We start from the raw sequence: 18,536 nt of genomic DNA on the forward strand, positions 1-18,536 counted from the left end.
GCATGGTCAAGGAACGTCGAATCGCCCTTGCGGCTTTGACTGCGGGGACGGCGCTCGCGTTGTCGTGGACACCTGCGCTGGCGATCGCCGCCGAGGTGGATGGACCCGTGGCGGCTGTCGAGCGCGTGGGTTCAACCGCGAACCTGCCCAAGACGAATGAGTTTCACAAGGTGACGAAGGGAATTGAATCGGGTCAGACGTACACGCTCGTCTCCTCTGATGCCCCTGCCGGTCAAAAACAGCGCATCTTGCACCTGACCGCTGGCAACCCAAAACTCGATCGTTGCCAGGTCGGGAGTGCCGCCGACAAGCTGACGCCGGTCGACTGCACGATTGGCGGGCATGCGGACAAGCATGAGCATGAGTGGACGGTCTCTGCAGTAGAGGGCGGCTATGCGATCAAGTCGAATGTCGAGGATGTCTACCTCAACCTGACCAAGGGCGGGGGAGAGGCGCGTACGACTCCCCAGGTGCTTTCCATCGCCCCCGGCGAGCATGGCGGATACGTTGTGAGCGCGCAGGTCGAGGGAGCGACTCGGTACCTCATGCATAACGACCGCGGTTGGACCTCTGCAGATAAGCCGTATGAAGTGCTGTTCTATCAGCGCGTCGAGGTGCTGCCGGAGGTTGTGCCGAACCGCAAGCTGACCACGGGAACCACCCAAGATCGCCCCTTCGCCCCCAATACGGGCGGAAGCAAGAACTTCCGCATCCCGTCCCTCATCACGCACAAGGACGGCAGCCTGCTCGCTGCCATCGACGCTCGCTGGAACCATGTGGGCGATGCCGCCGGTTTGGACACCATCTTCAGCCGCTCGACGGACGGCGGAAAGACCTGGTCCTTCAACTTCCCCAACTATTTCCCCGACTCCGTCGACGCCTTTAGCAACGAGGCGACCGCGTTCATCGACCCGGTGATGGCCCAGAAGGGCGATACGACCTACATGATGGTCGACCTATGGCCCGGCGGCGTCGCGCTCAACACGGCAAAGCACCAAGACCCCGTCAACGGCAGCGGATACGTTCAGATCGACGGGCGCCAGCGCCTCGTGCTCTTTGCTTCGCCGGTGCCGAGCGAGCAGCGCAAGGTGGGTGCCGAGCAGGGCGAGGGATATACGCACTATGTGGGCGATTTCGCCGCCGACGGTCTCGCGCCCGTCTACCGGAAGGATGGGGGCGCGGTCGAGCGGTATGTCGACCGGCACTACTACCTCTATGATCAGAATAAAGACCCGCTCTATTGCCAGCAGCTTGGCAGCTCCGCCTTCGTGCAGCAAAACGTGTTTTTCTACAAGGCGGAACTCCACGTGATGGCGACGTCGTACCTGTGGCTCATCAGCTCGAATGACGCAGGGGCGACGTGGACCGATCCGCTCATGCTGAACGAGCAGGTTCGCACCAATCTGCCCGGCGGCAACGCGGCGTTTTACGGCGTGGGGCCGGGTCGCGGCCTGGTGACGTCGGGCGGCCGCATCGTGCTCCCGTGCTATACCTTCATCCGCGGCAAGGGTGATGGCAATGCCAGCGTCATCTATTCCGACGACGGCGTTACCTGGAAGCGCAGCACCTCCCTGCAGTGCCAGACATCGGAGTCGACGGTTGTCGAAGTCGACGGCGTCCTTTATCTGTTCGCGCGCCACGGCTGGTATGCGGTTTCGCACGACGGCGGTGCCACGTGGGAAGAGGAGAGGAGCCTGCGCGATTCCGGCATAGACGTCTACACCGGCTGCCAGATCAGCGCGCTCAAGTATTCCAAGCTCATCGACGGCAAGCCGGCGATTCTGCTCTCGTGTCCCACGGGGAGCAGTCGCGCAAACGGAAAGGTATACGTCGGCCTCGTCGGTGAAGACGGCAGCATCGAGTGGAAATACAGTCATGAGGTGCCCGATGCCAAGGGGCGGTTCGCCTACTCCTGTCTGACCGAGCGGACGGACGGTTCCGTCGATCTGCTCTGGGAAGGCGAGGGCGACGCCTCGAACTTCACGCACTTCGAGATGGCCCAAATCGCTCCGGGTGCGGAGGTTTCCAACAAGCGTGCGGTCTCAGTCCCGCTGTACGGGTCGGTCAAGATGAAGGTCGCCGCTTCGTTCTCCGGCTTTGGGGGCGTTGACGGTTCCATCGCCAAGATCAAGCTCGACAAAAACGATGACGGTACGGCGACGTTGACAATCGAAGGCCTCAAGGAGGGGGAAGCTACCTTCACCGATGCGGCTTCGGGCATCGAGTACGTGGTCACAGTCGCCCCCTCTGCGCTGGAGGAAGTGAAGGTAGAGCAGGGAAAGGAAGTGTTCATCCCTGTATCCGCCGGCACGATCGAGCGCAAACCCGATGTCTCGGTGGCGCGAGTCGAGATGACTCAGGCTCCCTTTGTCGAGGTTTGGGGCGAGCCGGCGGCGGCTCTGGGCTCGGATCCCTCCTTTGCCGAGGGCGTGGCGCGCCTGAGCTCGGCGCTTTACACGTTCGAGAAGACAGATGATGCATGGGCCATCTCCGGGAAGACGGCTGCCGGTGAGCGGGTGTACCTGAACCTGTCCGGTGGCAAGATGCTGAGCCCCAACAAGGCTCAATCTCATCCCATCGAGCTCAAATCGAATGATGACGGTACGTTCAAGCTATACGACCGCGGTCAGCTCGACGACAAAGTGAGTGGAGCTCATCTGCATTTTTGGCGCGATGGAAAGGCGAAGTTCGACCGCTGTCGTAACTCCTGTGGAGCCGGTGATGCATTTGAGCTGTGGAAGCTCGCCGGGGAAGCGCGGGGTGCGTCCGAAATCCCCGGGTACGAGCGCGTCGCCTCCGCTTCGGAGCTTGAGGACGGAGAGAGCTACCTGATCGTCGCAAAGGTGGGGGACGCTCGCTACGTTTTGAATCCCGCACGCGAGGGGGCGGGAGAGTACGCCCATGTCGCCAAGGTCGACCCCGATCGCGTCCAGTACCGACTCAAGGTCACGGCCGTGGGTCCCGGAACGACGGATGTCCTGGTGGGTGGCACTGTCCATCGCATCACGGTTCCTGGTGACCCCACCCCTGAATTCCCTGAGGGCACGGGTCAGGGAAATGAGCAGGGTAATGGGCAATTGGGCCCGGAGGGCCAGGAGCAGGACTCCGGTCAGGGCCAGGTTGGCGGTCAGGGTCATGACGGCGGGCAGCATGGCGGGTCCCACAGCGCCTCCGCAAAGCCCGGCTCCGAGCTTCCCCAGACCGGCGACCCCGCGGTTATGGCCGCCGGCGTGTCCGCCCTTGGTGCGCTGATCGGCGGTCTTGGCCTCAGGTCCCGCAAGCGCTAGTGACAGGGCCGGGTTCGAAAACGGTGCCATTTGATGGAAAAGGGCCCGGCACCACAACGGTACCGGGCCCATAACGTTTCCTGGAGCGGGCGACGGGAGTCGAACCCGCCTCATCAGCTTGGAAGGCTGAGGTTCTACCGATGAACTACGCCCGCATGTATGGTCGGGACGACAGGATTTGAACCTGCGACATCCTGCTCCCAAAGCAGGCGCGCTACCAAACTGCGCCACGTCCCGAAGGTGCTGAGCAGCTGGGGTACCAAGACCCTGCTTATCCCAAGGCGTTAGCGATTATAGAGTACCCGCGCGACTTCGGCAACGGTTGCCGACAATTGAGCACATGACGTTTCGAAACCACTACGAAACCTAGAGCCCTTCTCCCTAATCGCTTTATGCCGCCGTAGTACCATATGCAGCGCAAGAGAATTCCCACTTCTGAGGAGCACTATCATGACCTATACCGATAGGGTCATCGCCCAGCTGCACGAGCGCTACGCCGATCAGCCCGAGTTCATCCAGGCCGCCGACGAGGTCCTGACCTCGATCGCCCCGGCCGTCAACGACAATCCCGCCTATGAGGCCGCCGGTCTGCTCGAGCGCCTCGTGGAGCCCGAGCGCGTGATCATGTTCCGCGTCCCCTGGATCGACGACGAGGGCAAGTGCCAGGTCAACCGCGGTTTCCGCGTGGAGTACAGCTCCGCCATCGGCCCGTACAAGGGCGGCCTGCGCTTCAATCCCACTGTCACCCTCGGCATGCTCAAATTTCTCGGTTTCGAGCAGATCTTCAAGAACGCACTCACCACGCTGCCTATGGGCGGCGGCAAGGGCGGCTCGGACTTCGACCCCAAGGGCAAGTCCAACAACGAGATCATGCGCTTCTGCCAGTCCTTCATGACCGAGCTCTACCGCCACATCGGCCCCAACACCGATGTCCCGGCTGGCGACCTGGGCGTGGGCGGCCGTGAGGTTGCGTACATGTTCGGTCAGTACAAGCGTCTCAAGAACGAGTGGACCGGCGTGCTCACCGGCAAGGGCCTCTCCTTCGGCGGTTCGCTCGCCCGCACCGAGGCGACCGGCTACGGCCTCGTCTATTTCGTGGATGAGTATCTCAAGTGCCACAACGACTCCTTCGAGGGCAAGACCGTCGTGGTGCACGGCTCCGGTAACGTGGCGATCTATGCCGTCCAGAAGGCGACCCAGCTCGGCGGCAAGGTCATCGCCGCTTCCGACACCAAGGGCTGGATCGAGGATCCCGAGGGCATCGATTACAAGGTTCTTGAGGACATCTACAACAAGAAGCGCTCCGGCAACGACCGCGGTGTGAGCCTCGCCCTGTATGTCGACGCCCGTCCCAATGCCGTGTGGCATGCCGAGGACGGCCGCGGTGTCTGGCAGCTTCCCTGCGATATCGCACTGCCCTGCGCGCGTGAGAACACCCTTCTGCTCGAGGACGCCCAGGCGCTCGTGGCGAACGGCTGCAAGGTGGTGGGAGAGGGCGCCAACATGCCCACGACCACCGAAGCCACCAACTACCTCATCGAGAACGGCGTCGCGTTCATGCCCGGCAAGGCGGCCAACGCCGGCGGCGTGGCGACCTCCGGTCTGGAGATGAGCCAGAACGCCGAGCACCTGTCCTGGAGCTTCGAAGAGGTTGACGCCAAGCTCGAGGGCATCATGCGCGGCATCTATCATGCCTGCGACAATGCGGCCACCGAGTACGGCTATGAGGGCAACTACATGGTCGGCGCCAACATCGCCGGCTTCAAAAAGGTCGCCGACGCCATGATGGCCCAGGGCATCGTGTAGTCATTTTTAGTTGATTTAACCTTTTGGTTCTCCCGCCGATGGAGCGTTTGTCTCATCGGCGGGAGTTTTGCGTCGAATGTCGGTTTCTGTGGGTGGCCGGGGCTCGCACGCCTTTGCCCCCCTTGGTCGCTTGAGCGCGCGTCTGCGGACCTGGTTCGTACTGTCAAATTCGACAGATGTGTGACCGATGCCTAGCGAAGGGCGCTGCTTGCCATCTTATTGCCGGCAATTTAGAAGATATTCTGGGTATTGGTGCGCCAAAGTTGGACGTCAGAGCTTCGAACGTTCAATTTTTTTGGCTTGGCGGCTCTAAACTCGACATCCGATGGTTACACTTTGGTCGAATTTGGCAATCGGGGCCTCTAACCACAGTCTTTTGGCACTGATTTAATTCAGGCCAAAGGCTTTTCTAAGCCCGTTGAGTAATTGCAGGTGTTTTTGTTGATAGCACTTTGCCCTGGGCCTGAAAAATCTTCCCGATCTTCGGTAGATCATACGCGCAATAGCCTCGAGCGCGTTCGGGTCTCTCAGCTGGTCGCTGTTGAGCCGGTATACGTCGATGCCCATCGACATAAGTCCGAGTGTCCGGGCTTCGTCACGGCGCCTGATCGTTGCGTCGTCGTGGTATGAGCCGTTGTATTCCAAGATCGTATTGAACCGGGGCAGATACGCATCCGCGATAACGTAGGGCAGGCCCGAGAGTGCGTGCGCCGTTTCGTCCATTGCGATCTTACGATTGGTTTCGACGGGCCTGCAGTTGAGTCCGCCGTATTCATGTGGGAGCGCGAAGACGCAGTTCATAATTGCTTCCATTGGCGAGCGGCTTCCCCCGACCGCGTATTTCACTGCCGTTTCTGCCGCCTTTCGGCCGCGCATGCGCGTGGCTGCTGCATGAAAAGACCGGAGCTCTTCGAGGTCGAGGGCGGGAGCGCTCTCGTAGTAGCCGCACGGCTTATCAATGAAATCAAGACTGTCATCCAGCTCGTTGGTTCCGAGGGGCCGTTCAGGTAACGACCAATTGCCGGAGAGCTCTTCCATCAGGGCGAGAAGTCCTTCGAACGATGAGTCGCGGGCGAGGTCGAGCGTAAGTGCGGCGGGAGATAGGGCATACAGCTCTTTGGCTATGCGCATCAGCCCGCCCTCTCCAAGGTTTCCGATGCAATGGGCGATTACGGGAGGGGTTGCCGTGCGCTTTGCGATGCGTCCGACGGCAAGGTCGATCCGCTCGTTTTCAACAAGGATGCCGAGTCGCTCAAGATCTTCGAGATCGATGAGGCTGGACAGGCATGTTGCGCGCCTCATGGCATCGATTTGCTCGTTCAGCTCGACCGGGCCCCACGTGATCTGACTTGAAATACGCCTTTCGCGCCTCAGGGCGCGCAGGGCTGTAACCCCCGACAACACGACGGTGTGCTTTGTTTGCTCCATAACAGTCCCTCCCCGCACGACGGGCCTTCCGTGTGCCTTGCGACGGAGGGCAGAAGGAGCAAGGCGACAACAAGTTTGTTGTTTTCATACTGTACCCATGCGGGAGCCACTGTATGCGATGGATGTGCAGGGTCGGTGCGGCAATGTGTCCACTTTTATGCTCACGTACACGAAAACGGCCTTTTTGCTATTATGTTCGCCTGTGTGACCAGCTGCGGGCGTGGCGGAATTGGTAGACGCGCTGGATTTAGGTTCCAGTGGGCTTTCCCGTGAAGGTTCGAGTCCTTTCGCCCGCACCAGTCGCGCACACAAGGTATCAAGGGATCGGCACCCAAATCCTTGCCGAGTGTATTAGAGGAGGAACGTTGAACATCACTTCTGACGTGAAGGACGCCAAGCTCACCGCTACGGTCACCATCCCGGCCGCCGACGTCGACGCCATCATCAAGAAGGCCTACAAGGCTGCCGCCAAGCAGTATCGCTTCCCCGGCTTCCGCGCCGGCAAGGCCCCCCGTCCCGTGATCGATTCCGCCCTGGGCAAGGACGCCGTGCTCGCGCAGGCCACCAACGAGCTGATCGGCTCCAACGAGGGCAACGTCCTCAACGAGCTGGACATCGTCCCCGTCAAGGAGGGCGATTACCAGGAGATCGACCTGTGCGCCGATGGCACCGACTACACCTACACCGTCGAGTTCACCCTGCGCCCGTCCGCTGAGCTCTCCTCCTACGACGCCGTCGAGATCGAGATGCCCCCCGCGGAGGTCACCGAGGCCGAGATCGACCAGCAGGTCGACATGCTCATGGGTTACCACGCCACCTTCGAGGACGTCGAGCGCGCCGTCGAGGGTTCCGACTACGTGACCGTCGACATCAAGAACGTCGCGAACGCCGAGGCGCTCGCCGGCGAGGGCCGCGTCATCGCCATGGGCGCCGGTCACCTGCCCAAGGAGTTCGACGAGGGCCTGCTGGGCATGAACGTCGACGAGACCAAGACCATCTCCTGGACCCCCGAGGTCGAGGGTGCCGAGGGGGCTTCCGTCGAGGTCACCGTCAAGGGCGTCAAGGAGCGCAAGCTCCCCGAGCTCAACGATGAGTTCGCGAAGACCAACTTCGGCTTCGACGGCGTGGACGCCATGCGCGACGCCGTGAAGCTCGAGATCGAGTCCGACAAGTCCTCCCAGCTTCCCCAACTCAAGGAGAACCGCTGCGTCGCCAAGCTCGCCGAGCGTCTCCAGCTCGACGAGATGGACGAGGATTACGAGCAGTCCGTCTTCCAGGAGCTCGGCCAGAACTTCCTGCAGAGCCTTTCCGCCCGCGGCATGAGCCTCGACGGCTGGCTGCAGGCCAACCGCATCAGCTCCGAGGACTTCATCGCCGACCTGCACCGTCAGGCCAACGACGTCGCCCGTGAGTCCCTCGCGCTGGATGCCCTCGCCCGTGAGCTCAAGGTCGAGGTCTCCGCTGAGGACGTCGACGGCGAGTTCGAGCGCGCCGGCATTGAGGACGTCGAGGCCTCCAAGGCCCAGTTCGTCGCCGATGGCCGCATGCCCGCCGTCCGCGACTCCATCCGTCGCTCCAAGGCCGTTGACTGGCTGGTCGAGAACGCGAAGGTGACCGAGGTTGACGAGGCTGCTCGCGCCGCCGAGGCCAAGGCCGAGTAACCCTTAGGGCTCTCCATCACGTGATGCGGCGCATGCAAGTTTGTGTCCGCGAAAACGTGTATCATACACAGCTGAACGGCTGAAGTTCTTACGGTGCCCAACCGCGCGAAGTCGAGGTAGGGCACCGTATGTTTCTATCTCGCGGGCGCACGTCGTCCGCACATGCCGAACTTGCCTCGCGTCGCATATGCGCCGCACAACCCGAAAGGAGCCATATGATCAATCGCATCGACTCCGCGCTCGTGCCCTACGTCATCGAGCAGACCCCTCGCGGTGAGCGCAGCTATGACATCTACTCCCGTCTCCTGAACGACCGCATCGTCTTTTTGGGCGAGGAGGTCAACTCGGTGACTGCCAACCTGGTCATCGCGCAGCTTCTGCACCTCGAGAGCCAGGATGCCGAGAAGGACATCTCCCTCTACATAAACTCGCCCGGTGGCGAGGTCTATTCCGGTCTGGCCATCTTGGACACGATGAACTACATCAAGCCCGACGTTTCCACCATCTGTGTCGGTATGGCCGCCTCCATGGCCGCCGTCCTCCTGGCCGCCGGCGCCCCCGGCAAGCGTTTCAGCCTGCCGCACTCCAAGATCATGATCCACCAGCCCAGCGGCGGCGCCCAGGGCCAGCAGACCGAAATCGAGATCGCCGCTCGTGAGATCCGCGAGACCCGCAATACCCTGAACCAGATTCTCGCCGATTGCACCGGCAAGCCGTTCGAGCAGGTCGAGCGCGACACTGAGCGCGACAACTACCTCCGTGCCGAGCAGGCCCTCGAGTACGGCCTCATCGACCGCATCGTCACGTCCCGCAACGACTCCGGGAGCGAGCGCTAATGGCGGGCGACGAGTTCGGCCGCACCGCCGGCATGGAGGGCGACGGCCAGGTTCGCTGCTCGTTCTGCGGTAAGACCCAGGAGCAGGTTCGCAAGCTCGTCAAGGGCCAGGATGGCATGTTCATCTGCGATGAATGCGTCGAGGCCTGCAACGAGATCCTCGAGCAGTCGTTCGCGCAGGACGAGATGATGCGTGCCTTTGGCTCTTACGTGAATCACGCCGAGCCCATGGGCGATTTCGATATGGACGAGGATGAGGCGCCGGCCCCCACCATGCGCGAGACCGCCGAGCGCATCATCACCCGCGTGCCCACCCCGCACGAGATCTACGACGCGCTGTCCCAGTATGTCATGGGCCAGGAGGACGCCAAGCGCGCCATGTCCGTGGCTGTGTACAACCATTATCGTCGCGTTTTGATGGGCGATACCGTCGAGGATTCCCTGGGCGCCCATGCCGTCGACGAGGATGTCGAGCTTGCCAAGAGCAACATCTTGCTCCTCGGCCCCACGGGCACCGGCAAGACGCTGCTCGCGCAGACGCTGGCCCGCGTGCTCGAGGTTCCCTTCGCCATCGCCGACGCCACGGCCCTCACCGAGGCCGGTTATGTGGGCGAGGACGTTGAGAACATCCTGCTCAAGCTCATCACCGCGGCAGACGGCGATATCGACCGCGCGCAGATCGGTATCATCTACGTGGATGAGATCGACAAGATCGCCCGCAAGGCCGAGAACCTCTCCATCACGCGCGATGTCTCCGGCGAAGGTGTGCAGCAGGCGCTGCTCAAGATCCTCGAGGGCACTGTCGCGAGCGTCCCGCCCACCGGCGGGCGCAAGCACCCGCAGCAGGAGCTCCTGCAGATCGACACCACGAACATCCTGTTCATCTGCGGCGGAGCCTTCGTGGGTCTCGACAAGATCATCTCCGATCGCGTTGGCAACCAGGGCATCGGCTTCAACTCCGAGATCGCCGGCCCCACGTCCAAGGACGAGAACGTCCTGCTCAGGCAGGTGCTGCCCGAGGACCTCAACAACTTCGGCATGATTCCCGAGTTCATCGGCCGTACGCCGGTCATCACGCAGACCCAGGCCCTTTCCGAGGACGATCTTGTGGGTATCCTCACCGAACCCAAGAACGCCGTGGTCAAGCAGTATCGCCGCATGTTCTCCCTCGAGGGCGTGGAGCTCGTATTCGAGCCCGACGCGCTGCACGAGATCGCCAGGAAGGCACTCGCGCGCAAAACCGGTGCCCGCGGTCTGCGTTCGATTTGCGAGGAGCTGCTCCAGCAGACCATGTTCGACCTCCCGAGCGAGGAGGGCGTTCTCCGTGTCGTCGTTACCGCCGCGGCGGTTCGCGGCGAGGAGCAGCCGCGTCGCGTCTATGCCGGGTCCGATATCGACCTCGACTAGCATCTTCGACGCGCATGCATGCGTTGTCTATCTTTGAAACGGCTGGCCATGTGCCAGCCGTTTTTCTTTTGATGCCTTGACGGGATTTGCCCGTGAGCAATGGCGCGCCAGCCTCCAAAGCGCATCTCCCACGTGCTATCCTGTTGAGCAATTACGCAAACTTCGACTCTTCGGGAGCATGGCTATGGCAGAAGAGATGCCCAAGAACTACGATCCGGCGGTCAACGAGCCGGCTATCCTGCAGAAGTGGCTCGACGGCGGCTACTACAAGCGTCGCGAGGGCGTGGGCGATTGCACCGTTACCATCCCGCCGCCCAACGTCACCGGCATCCTGCACATGGGTCACGCCACGGACGACTCCATCCAGGACGCCATCGTTCGCATGGCCCGCATGCGCGGTCGCTCCACCCGCTGGATTCTCGGCACCGACCACGCCGGTATCGCCACGCAGACCAAGGTGGATAAGAAGCTGAAGAGCGAGGGCGTTTCCCGCCTGGAGATCGGGCGCGAGAAGTTCCTCGATGCCTGCTGGGATTGGACGCACGAGTACGGCGGCACCATTGTCGAGCAGATCAAGCGCATGGGTTGCTCCGTCGACTTCGATGGTGAGCGCTTCACCATGGATGACGAGTACGCCGAGGCGGTCCGCAAGGTCTTTTGCGACTGGTACCACGACGGCCTGATTTATCGCGGTAAGCGCATCGTCAACTGGTGCCCCGACTGCACCACCGCCATCTCCGATGACGAGGCGGAGTACAAGGACGAGAAGGGCCACCTTTGGCACCTGCGCTATCCCTTGACCGAGCCGGTCAACGGCCAGGAGTACATCGTCGTCGCCACCACGCGCCCCGAGACCATGCTCGGCGATACCGGTATCGCTGTTTCGAGCAAGGACCCCGAGAAGGCGGCGTTCGTGGGCAAGTCGGTCAAGCTGCCCATCGTCGACCGCGAGATCCCGATTTTCGACGATTGGCACGTTGACCCGGATTTCGGCTCCGGCTTTGTCAAGGTCACCCCGGCGCACGACCCCAACGACTATGCGATGGGCGAGGCTCACGGCTTGGAGAAGATCAACATCTTCGACGAGCATGCCGTCGTCGTCGAGGGCTATGGCGAGTTCACCGGCATGACGCGCGACGAGTGCCGTGAGGCCGTCCTGGCGTGGTTCGAGGAGCACGACCTGCTCGATCACGTGGATGAGCACGATCATTCCGTCATGCATTGCTACCGCTGCGACCAAACGCTCGAGCCTTGGCTCTCCGAGCAGTGGTTCGTCGCCGTGGACAAGCTCAAGGAGCCCGCGCTCAAGGCCGTCCAGGATGGTCGCGTGACCTTCCACCCGGCCCGCTGGACCGAGACCTACACCACCTGGATGGAGAACCTGAAAGACTGGTGCATCTCCCGTCAGCTGTGGTGGGGCCACCGCATTCCCGTGTTCTACTGCGAGGAGTGTGGCTGGGAGGACGCCTGCATGGACGACGTGACGGTCTGCCCCAAGTGCGGCTGCACCCATGTCCACCAGGACGAGAACGTGCTGGACACCTGGTTCAGCTCCCAGCTGTGGACCTTTGCCACGCAGGGCTGGCCGCAGCATCCCGAGCAACTCGAGGGCCATCATCCCACCACGGCGCTCGTCACCGCGCGCGACATCATCGCACTGTGGGTCGCCCGCATGGTCATGAGCTCGCTGTACTTCCTCGACGAGGTCCCGTTCCATGACGTCGTGATCTACCCCACGATCCTTGCCAAGGACGGCAGCCGCATGTCCAAGTCCAAGGGCAACGGTGTGAACCCCATGGATCTCATCGACATGTACGGCGCCGATGCCATGCGCTATAACCTGCTCACGCTGTGCACCACCAACCAGGACGTCAAGTTCGACGCCGATATCGACAAGAAGACGAAGGCCCTCAAGGGTTCGGCCCGTACCGAGCAGGCCCGCTCCTTTGTCACCAAGATCTGGAACGCCAGCCGTTTCCTGCTCATGAACATGGATGGCTACACCCCGGGCGAGCCCGTCGCCGAGACCGCGGCCGATGCCTGGATGTTCAGCCGACTGGCCAAGGCCACGCGCATGGTGACCGAGGGTATTGAGAAGTACACCTTCGGCGAGATGGCGCGCGGCGTCCAGAACTTCTTCTGGAACGAGGTCTGCGACTGGTACGTCGAGGTCACCAAGACCCGCCTCAAGGACGATGCGGCGTGCCTGCAGGCCCAGCGCAACCTGATCTTCGTGCTCGATGCGTCGATGCGCCTCATGCACCCGCTCATGCCGTTCGTCACCGAGGCCATTTGGGACCAGATGCCCGCCAGCTGGCTGGATATGAACGAGGGCGGCGTCATCGAGCGCGCCGAGGCCCTCATGGTCGCCGCCTGGCCCGAGCCCGAGGCCTTCGAGCGCTTCATCGATGAGGAGGCCGAGCGCTCCTTCGAGCTCGCCCGCGCCGTCGTGTCTGATGCCCGCTCCACCCGCGCTCGCTACCGCCTGAGCCCCAAGGAGGCTTTGCCCGTGGTCGTCAAGGCTGCGAGCGCCGAGGTCGCCGAGGCGATCGAGGGCATGGCCGACTTCATCTGCGGACTGGCCAACATCAGCGAGCTTTCCGTGTGCGCCTCCGAGGGCTTTGAGAAGCCCGCTGCCGCCATCGCACTTGCCGGCGCCGATTTCGACGCCTATGTCGTCGTGGGCGATTTGGTCGACTTCGACGCCGAGAAGGCCCGCCTGAACAAGGAGCTTGCCACGGCGGAGAAGGAGCTCGCCGCCGCCGAGCGCACCCTGGGCAACGAGGGCTTCATCGCCAAGGCCGCGCCCGAGGTCGTCGCCAAGAAGCGCGAGCGCGCCGCCGAGCTCACCGAGACCATCGCTGCGGTCAAGGCCCAGCTCGCCGACTTCGAGTAATCGGTCCATACGTTGATTCGAGCCCCGCCGCATCGGTTGCGGCGGGGTTTGTGTTGCATACGGAACAGGGGGAAATGATGGCTGAAAACGAGACGGGCACGGTTATGCTGCCGCCGGCTAAGACTCAGGAGCCGTTCGTCCACATCGGGTTCGCCAAGGCCAAGCTTACGCGTGGGAGGGCGTTTGTGCTCGCGATCCTCGCGGGCGCCTTCGTAGCGCTCGGTGCGTCCTTCATGCTGATGGTCCGGGCGGATTCCACGCTCTCGCCGTCGGTGTCGCTCATCCTGGGCGGTCTGGCGTTTTGCCTGGGTCTGTTTCTCGTGCTCGTCGCCGGTGCCGAGCTGTTCACGGGCAATTGCCTCATGCTCATCGGCGCGCTCGACGGTCGGTACCCGATGATGAAGATGGTCCGCAAGTGGGCCGTCGTGTACGCGGGCAACGCCGTGGGCGCGCTGCTCGCCGTCGCATTGCTTCTCGCCTCGGGATTCCTCTCCATGCAGGAGGGTTCGGTGGGCGAGCTCGCCTATGCCGTCGCACTCTCCAAGGCCTCGCTCGACCCTGTGACCGCCTTTGCGCGCGGCGTCCTGTGCAACGTCCTTGTGTGCCTGGGCGTTTGGATGGGCAGTGCCGGCAAGACGGTGTGCGACAAGCTCGCCGCGACGATTCTACCGGTCGTGTCCTTCGTGGTGCTGGGATTCGAACACTCCGTTGCGAACATGTTCTTCCTTCCTTTGGGCGTTGCCGCACAGTCCATGCTGGGCGTCGGTGCGATCCCGCTTGCGGGCATGGTATCCAACCTCATGTTCGTCACGCTCGGCAACATTGTGGGAGGTGCGGCTGTGGCGGCCGCCTATTGGTTCGTCTACGGCCGCGATGTGCGCGAATAGGGGATTGATATGAAGCGCGAAGGTGCCTATGTCGTGCCGTTCGGGTTCGAGGAGCTTTCCTACGAGCGGGCGGTGACAATCGCCGCCGACACCGGAAAGATCGTCGGCGAGGCGGGCCCGCTGCTTGAGACTGTCATCGATATGCTCGATGAGCTCGGTCGGCCCGACGAATACTTCGATTGCATCCAGGTTGCGGGAACCAACGGCAAGACGTCGACCACTCGGTTCACCGCGGCGATTCTGCGCGGAGAGGGGCTGCGAACGGCGCTGTACACCTCTCCCCAGCTCGTGCGCTACGAGGAGCGCATGGAGGTCGATGGCGGCGTGGTGAGCCCCTCTGCATTCGCGCACGGCGTCTCCGCTGCCGCAGAGGCGGGCCGTCGTGTGAACGAACGCCGCGCAGCCTCGGGCGAGCCGACCTACACCATCACGCCGTTCGACCTCCTGACTGCGGCTGCCATGGTCGTGTTCGCCGAGGCGAGAGTCGATGTGGCGGTGCTCGAAGTGGGCCTGGGCGGTCGTTGGGACGCCACCAGCGCCACCGACCCCGTGGCCGTGGCCATCACGGGCATCGGGCTCGATCACACGCATATCCTGGGCGATACGCTCGAGGAGATCGCGAGCGAGAAGGCCGCCGTCATCAAGCCCGGTCGCACGGTCGTGCTCGGCGAGGGCACGCACGAGCCGAGCGTCGAGCGCGTGATGCGCGCACGTTGCGACGCCTGCGGTGTCGTGCCCTGGGTTGTAGAGCATATGGTCATCGAATTGCCCGTGGGCATCGACAGCGCAGTTTCGTTTTCGACCGAGACCGCTCGTTCCACGTACGAGGTCTCAATGCACAAACCCGCTTACCAGCCGCAGAACGCCGCCTGTGCCATAGCGCTGGCGGAAGGGTATCTGGGCCGCCCGCTCGATGCGTCCTCGCTCGCCGTCTCTCTCGAGTCCTGTCCCATACCGGGTCGTTTCGACGTGGTACGCCCTGAGCCGTTCGTATTGGTCGATGCATGCCACAATCCGCAGAGCTGCGAGAATTTCATCAATGCGGTTCGCGAGGCCGAGCCTGAGCGCGAAGCGCGGCCCGTACTTCTAGTCGCCGCGCTCTCGGACAAGGACGTACGGGGCATCCTCGATGTGCTCGTGCCGGAGTTTCCCCGTATCGTGGTGAGCGCCACGGCGAGCGATCGCGCCCTGCCTGCGGGGGAGCTCGCCCAGCTCGTCTACGGTGAGCTCGACGCGCTTAATCGTCCGCATACGGATGTCATCGCCATCTACCCCTCGGTTCGCGAGGCGCTCGACGCCCTCACGGAGGCGGGGGAGCCTGTCATCGCGGCCGGCACCATCACGCTTGCGGGCGAGGTCGCGGGTCTGCTCAGGTAAGGGCGATTCTCGCTACAGGAAGCGGTACTGGACGGTCGCCACGCCCACGCTCAGGAAGTTCAGGGCGCGGGCCACGGCGGGCTGCATGTCGATCACGCGACCGTGCACATAAGGGCCGCGGTCGTTCACATAGGCGATCACCGAACGGCCGCCATAGCGAATCTCGACGCGGGTGCCGAACGGGACGTTGAGCATCGCGATGCCCATCGAGGTCTCGGTGACCGTCTCGCCGTTAGCGGTCGTGCCGCCCATGAATCCGTCGCCGATGCCGTAATAGGACGCCACGCCCGTCTTCCATGTGATGGCCGGCGGCGCCGGAGGCGTTGGCGTTACAGGGGGCGCCGGGGGCGCGGGAGGCGTGGTGGTGTCTTCGGGCTTGGGCGCCGCCGGTGTGTCGGGTGCCTGCGGGGTTGTGGTGCCGGCGTTGTTTGAGCCCGTGTCGGGGGTCGGAGCGCTGGGCCTGTTCTGGCTCGCGTTTTGCTGCGCCTGCAGCTGGGCGGCCTGCTCGGCGGCCTGACGCGCGATCTCGGCCTCCTCGGCGTCTTCGGCATTCGCCTTCGCCTGGATCTTGGCGGCTGCGGATTGCGCGGTGTCGAGCGCGTCCTGCGCACGGGAGAGTTGCAGGTCGGCCTCGTCTTTTGCGGAGCTCAGCTCCGCGAGCTTGCCGTTGAGCTCGTCTTCGAGTGCATGCAGCTCGTCGAGAGCGGCGATGTTGGCGCTCTGCACGGTGCCCAGGTACTTGGTCATGCTGAGGAAATCGGCGAAGGAACCGGCGTTGAGGAGCATGGAGAGGGCGCCGCCGTTGGACGCATGGCGTTTGTACAGCTCGCGCGCTGCCAGGGCGGCGCGGTTCTGCGCCTGCGGCATGAGCTCCTGCTCAATGCGAAGGATATCGTCGGCGGCCGTTCGCACCTGCTCGTTGAGCTCGGCGGCGCGTGACGTGGCGTCGGCGTAGGTGCCGGCGGCGCGGGAGACCTCTTTTTGCAGGGAGGCGAGCTCGCCGCGCGTCGCCGCCGTTGCGGCCAGTGCGGGCTCAGGCGTGCCCGTGAGCGCGGGTATGCCGGCGCCCAGGGCGAGTGCCGCCGTGAGCCCAGCGACGCAGGCGATCCGCCCTCTGTGCGTACAAATCCCTCTCATGGTGGCACGTGCCATGTAACAACCGCCTTTTCTCGTTGACGGTATCAGTATAAGGCAACCCTCAAGCTGAGGTTGAGCCTAAGGGTTGCGTTCAAATCTTCTATGCGACTGTGTCGGCGTGCGGAAGCCTATGCGAGTCCTACGTCCATACTCGCGACCAGGTCGACGCCTGTGTCGAGCAGGTTGGCGGCGATGACGTCCCCCATGCGCACGGGGGCGGAAACGCGCAGCTCCCGTATGGTTTCCATGGCGTCCTTGTGCAGGGCGCGAGGAATGGGGGAGCAGGTTCGCACGGGGACGAGGCGCTCGTCTCCGCCTTCGACCACGACCGTTGTGGCTAGGATGCGCATCGGGCACACGACTTCCTGCTCGGCGAAGCGCTTGCCGCGCGGGCACCGGTTGCCATGTACGCTCGTGACGCGCGCGACTCCGTCCCCGTCTCGCTCCACGCATACCGTGAGCAGGCATTCGGATGGGCAGGTCGTGCAGTGGAACGTCTCAGTGCTCGTCATGGGACATCACGCTTCTTCCACGGGGTCGATGGATACGGTCAGGGTCTCGCCCGGTTTCACGGCGGCGAGCATCTTGGGCGTTATAGGGGCCGCTTCCATGATGCTCGGCTTGTAGTCGCGCGTCTTGCCGTGGAAGAGAACGGCATCGCCCGCACGGATCACGAGCTGGGCGTGCTCGAGGGGGCGACGCACGCGGAAGAACGCCTTCGTGGCGACCGTTCGGTTGATGCGGGCCGGCACGATGTAGCCGGCCATGCCGCAGGGCTCGAGGGTCACGGGTTCTGAGAGAACATCGGGTCTCGCCGTGCCGAGGGCGTGGGCGGCCGCGGCCGCTCCCGCGCGCGTCGCCTCGGCGGTGACGTTGTCGGCAAGGTCGTGTACCTGCAAGACGTTTCCGCAGGAGAAGATACCGTCGACGTTCGTTTGCAGGTCCTGATCCACGCGTGCGCCGCGTGTGCGCGGGTCGATCTCGACCCCGGCGGCTCGGGCGAGCTCGTTTTCGGGGATGAGGCCAACGGAGAGCAGCAGCGTGTCGCAGGGGATGATACGCTCGGTCCCGGGGATAGGGGAGAGGTCCTCTCCAACGTTCGAGACCTCGACGGCCTCGACGCGGTCTCGACCGATCACGCGCGTGACGGTGGTGGATAGGTGCAGCGGGATCCCAAAGTCCTCAAGGCAGTTCTTGACGTTGCGGTGCAGCCCGTTGGCATAGGGCATGAGCTCGTAGACGCCCTCGACTTCGAGGCCTTCCAGGGCGCATCGACGCGCCATGATGAGACCGATGTCGCCCGACCCCAAGATCACGACGCGGTGTCCGGGGCGCAGGTTCTCGATGTTGATGTAACGCTGGGCGAGGCCCGCGGTGTATACACCGGCAGGACGGCTGCCCGGGATTTTGATCTCGAAGCGGGTGCGCTCGCGACAGCCCATGGCGAGCACCACCGAGCGGCAGGTGAGGCGGGCCATGCCGTCTTCGCCCATGACGGTGACGCTGTGCGCCGCGTCTTCTCGTCCGCCTTCGTCGATGCCGAGCGCCATGGACCCGAGCATGACATCGATGCCGGCCTCGCGCACGCGGTTGATGAAACGCTGGGCGTATTCGGGGCCGGTGAGCTCTTCTTTGAAATGGGTGAGGCCGAAGCCGGGGTGGATGCACTGGCGCAGGATGCCGCCAAGATGCTCGTTGCGCTCGATGACTACGGTCGACGCGCCGGCTTCGTGCGCTGCGAGGGCAGCTCCCATGCCCGCGGGGCCGCCGCCGATGACGACGACGTCATAATCGCGTGTTTCGATCTGAGCCATG

12 protein-coding genes and 3 tRNA genes are annotated in these 18,536 nt (G+C 63.4%); 9 read left to right on the top strand and 6 right to left on the bottom strand.

The window, feature by feature from the left end; translation table 11 throughout:
* Positions 1 to 2: 2 nt before the first annotated feature.
* Complete coding sequence (locus COLINT_RS00975) at positions 3 to 3,287, top strand: sialidase family protein (protein ID WP_006722432.1); 3,285 nt, start codon at positions 3 to 5, stop codon at positions 3,285 to 3,287.
* Positions 3,288 to 3,368: 81 nt separating this feature from the next.
* On the opposite strand, the gene COLINT_RS00980 is transcribed toward COLINT_RS00975, so the two are convergent.
* Both COLINT_RS00980 and COLINT_RS00985 read right to left on the bottom strand, forming a co-directional pair.
* A tRNA-Gly gene (locus COLINT_RS00980) sits at positions 3,369 to 3,442 on the bottom strand.
* A 5-nt stretch (positions 3,443 to 3,447) separates the two neighbouring features.
* Positions 3,448 to 3,524, bottom strand: a tRNA-Pro gene (locus COLINT_RS00985).
* Between the two features lie 213 nt (positions 3,525 to 3,737).
* Here COLINT_RS00985 and gdhA point away from each other — a divergent pair.
* Positions 3,738 to 5,093, top strand: coding sequence for an NADP-specific glutamate dehydrogenase (gene gdhA, locus COLINT_RS00990; protein ID WP_006722433.1), 1,356 nt, complete (start codon positions 3,738 to 3,740; stop codon positions 5,091 to 5,093).
* Positions 5,094 to 5,480: 387 nt separating this feature from the next.
* On the opposite strand, the gene COLINT_RS00995 is transcribed toward gdhA, so the two are convergent.
* Positions 5,481 to 6,521, bottom strand: a complete 1,041-nt coding sequence (locus tag COLINT_RS00995; RefSeq protein WP_006722434.1) for a PDDEXK family nuclease — start codon at positions 6,519 to 6,521, stop codon at positions 5,481 to 5,483.
* 214 nt (positions 6,522 to 6,735) lie between these two features.
* Here COLINT_RS00995 and COLINT_RS01000 point away from each other — a divergent pair.
* From COLINT_RS01000 to COLINT_RS01030, 7 genes are all read left to right on the top strand, one after another.
* Positions 6,736 to 6,820: transfer RNA gene (locus COLINT_RS01000), tRNA-Leu, on the top strand.
* 66 nt (positions 6,821 to 6,886) lie between these two features.
* On the top strand, positions 6,887 to 8,182 hold the full coding sequence (gene tig, locus COLINT_RS01005) for a trigger factor (RefSeq protein ID WP_006722435.1): 1,296 nt from the start codon (positions 6,887 to 6,889) through the stop codon (positions 8,180 to 8,182).
* Between the two features lie 215 nt (positions 8,183 to 8,397).
* Positions 8,398 to 9,018, top strand: a complete 621-nt coding sequence (locus COLINT_RS01010) for an ATP-dependent Clp protease proteolytic subunit (RefSeq protein WP_006722436.1) — start codon at positions 8,398 to 8,400, stop codon at positions 9,016 to 9,018.
* A complete protein-coding gene (clpX, locus tag COLINT_RS01015; protein WP_006722437.1) occupies positions 9,018 to 10,424 on the top strand; it encodes an ATP-dependent Clp protease ATP-binding subunit ClpX in 1,407 nt (468 codons plus the stop codon). Before COLINT_RS01010 ends, clpX begins: the two co-directional genes overlap by 1 nt.
* A gap of 178 nt (positions 10,425 to 10,602) precedes the next feature.
* Positions 10,603 to 13,320 carry a valine--tRNA ligase gene (locus COLINT_RS01020; RefSeq protein WP_006722438.1) on the top strand — a complete coding sequence of 906 codons (2,718 nt, stop codon included), beginning with the start codon at positions 10,603 to 10,605 and terminating at the stop codon, positions 13,318 to 13,320.
* A 77-nt stretch (positions 13,321 to 13,397) separates the two neighbouring features.
* Positions 13,398 to 14,207: a formate/nitrite transporter family protein gene (locus tag COLINT_RS01025; protein ID WP_039910216.1), complete on the top strand. Its 810-nt coding sequence runs from the start codon at positions 13,398 to 13,400 to the stop codon at positions 14,205 to 14,207.
* Positions 14,208 to 14,216: 9 nt separating this feature from the next.
* Positions 14,217 to 15,584 (top strand): bifunctional folylpolyglutamate synthase/dihydrofolate synthase, encoded by a 1,368-nt coding sequence (locus COLINT_RS01030; protein WP_006722440.1) that lies wholly within the window; start codon positions 14,217 to 14,219, stop codon positions 15,582 to 15,584.
* A gap of 12 nt (positions 15,585 to 15,596) precedes the next feature.
* On the opposite strand, the gene COLINT_RS01035 is transcribed toward COLINT_RS01030, so the two are convergent.
* The 3 genes from COLINT_RS01035 to COLINT_RS01045 all read right to left on the bottom strand — a co-directional run bounded on the left by COLINT_RS01035 (position 15,597) and on the right by COLINT_RS01045 (position 18,535).
* Positions 15,597 to 16,736 carry a septal ring lytic transglycosylase RlpA family protein gene (locus COLINT_RS01035; RefSeq protein WP_006722441.1) on the bottom strand — a complete coding sequence of 380 codons (1,140 nt, stop codon included), beginning with the start codon at positions 16,734 to 16,736 and terminating at the stop codon, positions 15,597 to 15,599.
* A gap of 113 nt (positions 16,737 to 16,849) precedes the next feature.
* The gene (locus COLINT_RS01040; protein WP_006722442.1) at positions 16,850 to 17,233 is read right to left on the bottom strand and encodes a DUF1667 domain-containing protein; all 384 of its coding nucleotides are present in this window, start codon (positions 17,231 to 17,233) and stop codon (positions 16,850 to 16,852) included.
* A 6-nt stretch (positions 17,234 to 17,239) separates the two neighbouring features.
* Entirely contained in the window at positions 17,240 to 18,535 is a 1,296-nt protein-coding gene (locus COLINT_RS01045; protein WP_006722443.1) for an NAD(P)/FAD-dependent oxidoreductase, read from the bottom strand.
* Position 18,536 lies beyond the last annotated feature (1 nt).

The organism is Collinsella intestinalis DSM 13280 (genome assembly GCF_000156175.1).
GTDB classification, from domain to species: Bacteria; Actinomycetota; Coriobacteriia; order Coriobacteriales; family Coriobacteriaceae; genus Collinsella; species Collinsella intestinalis.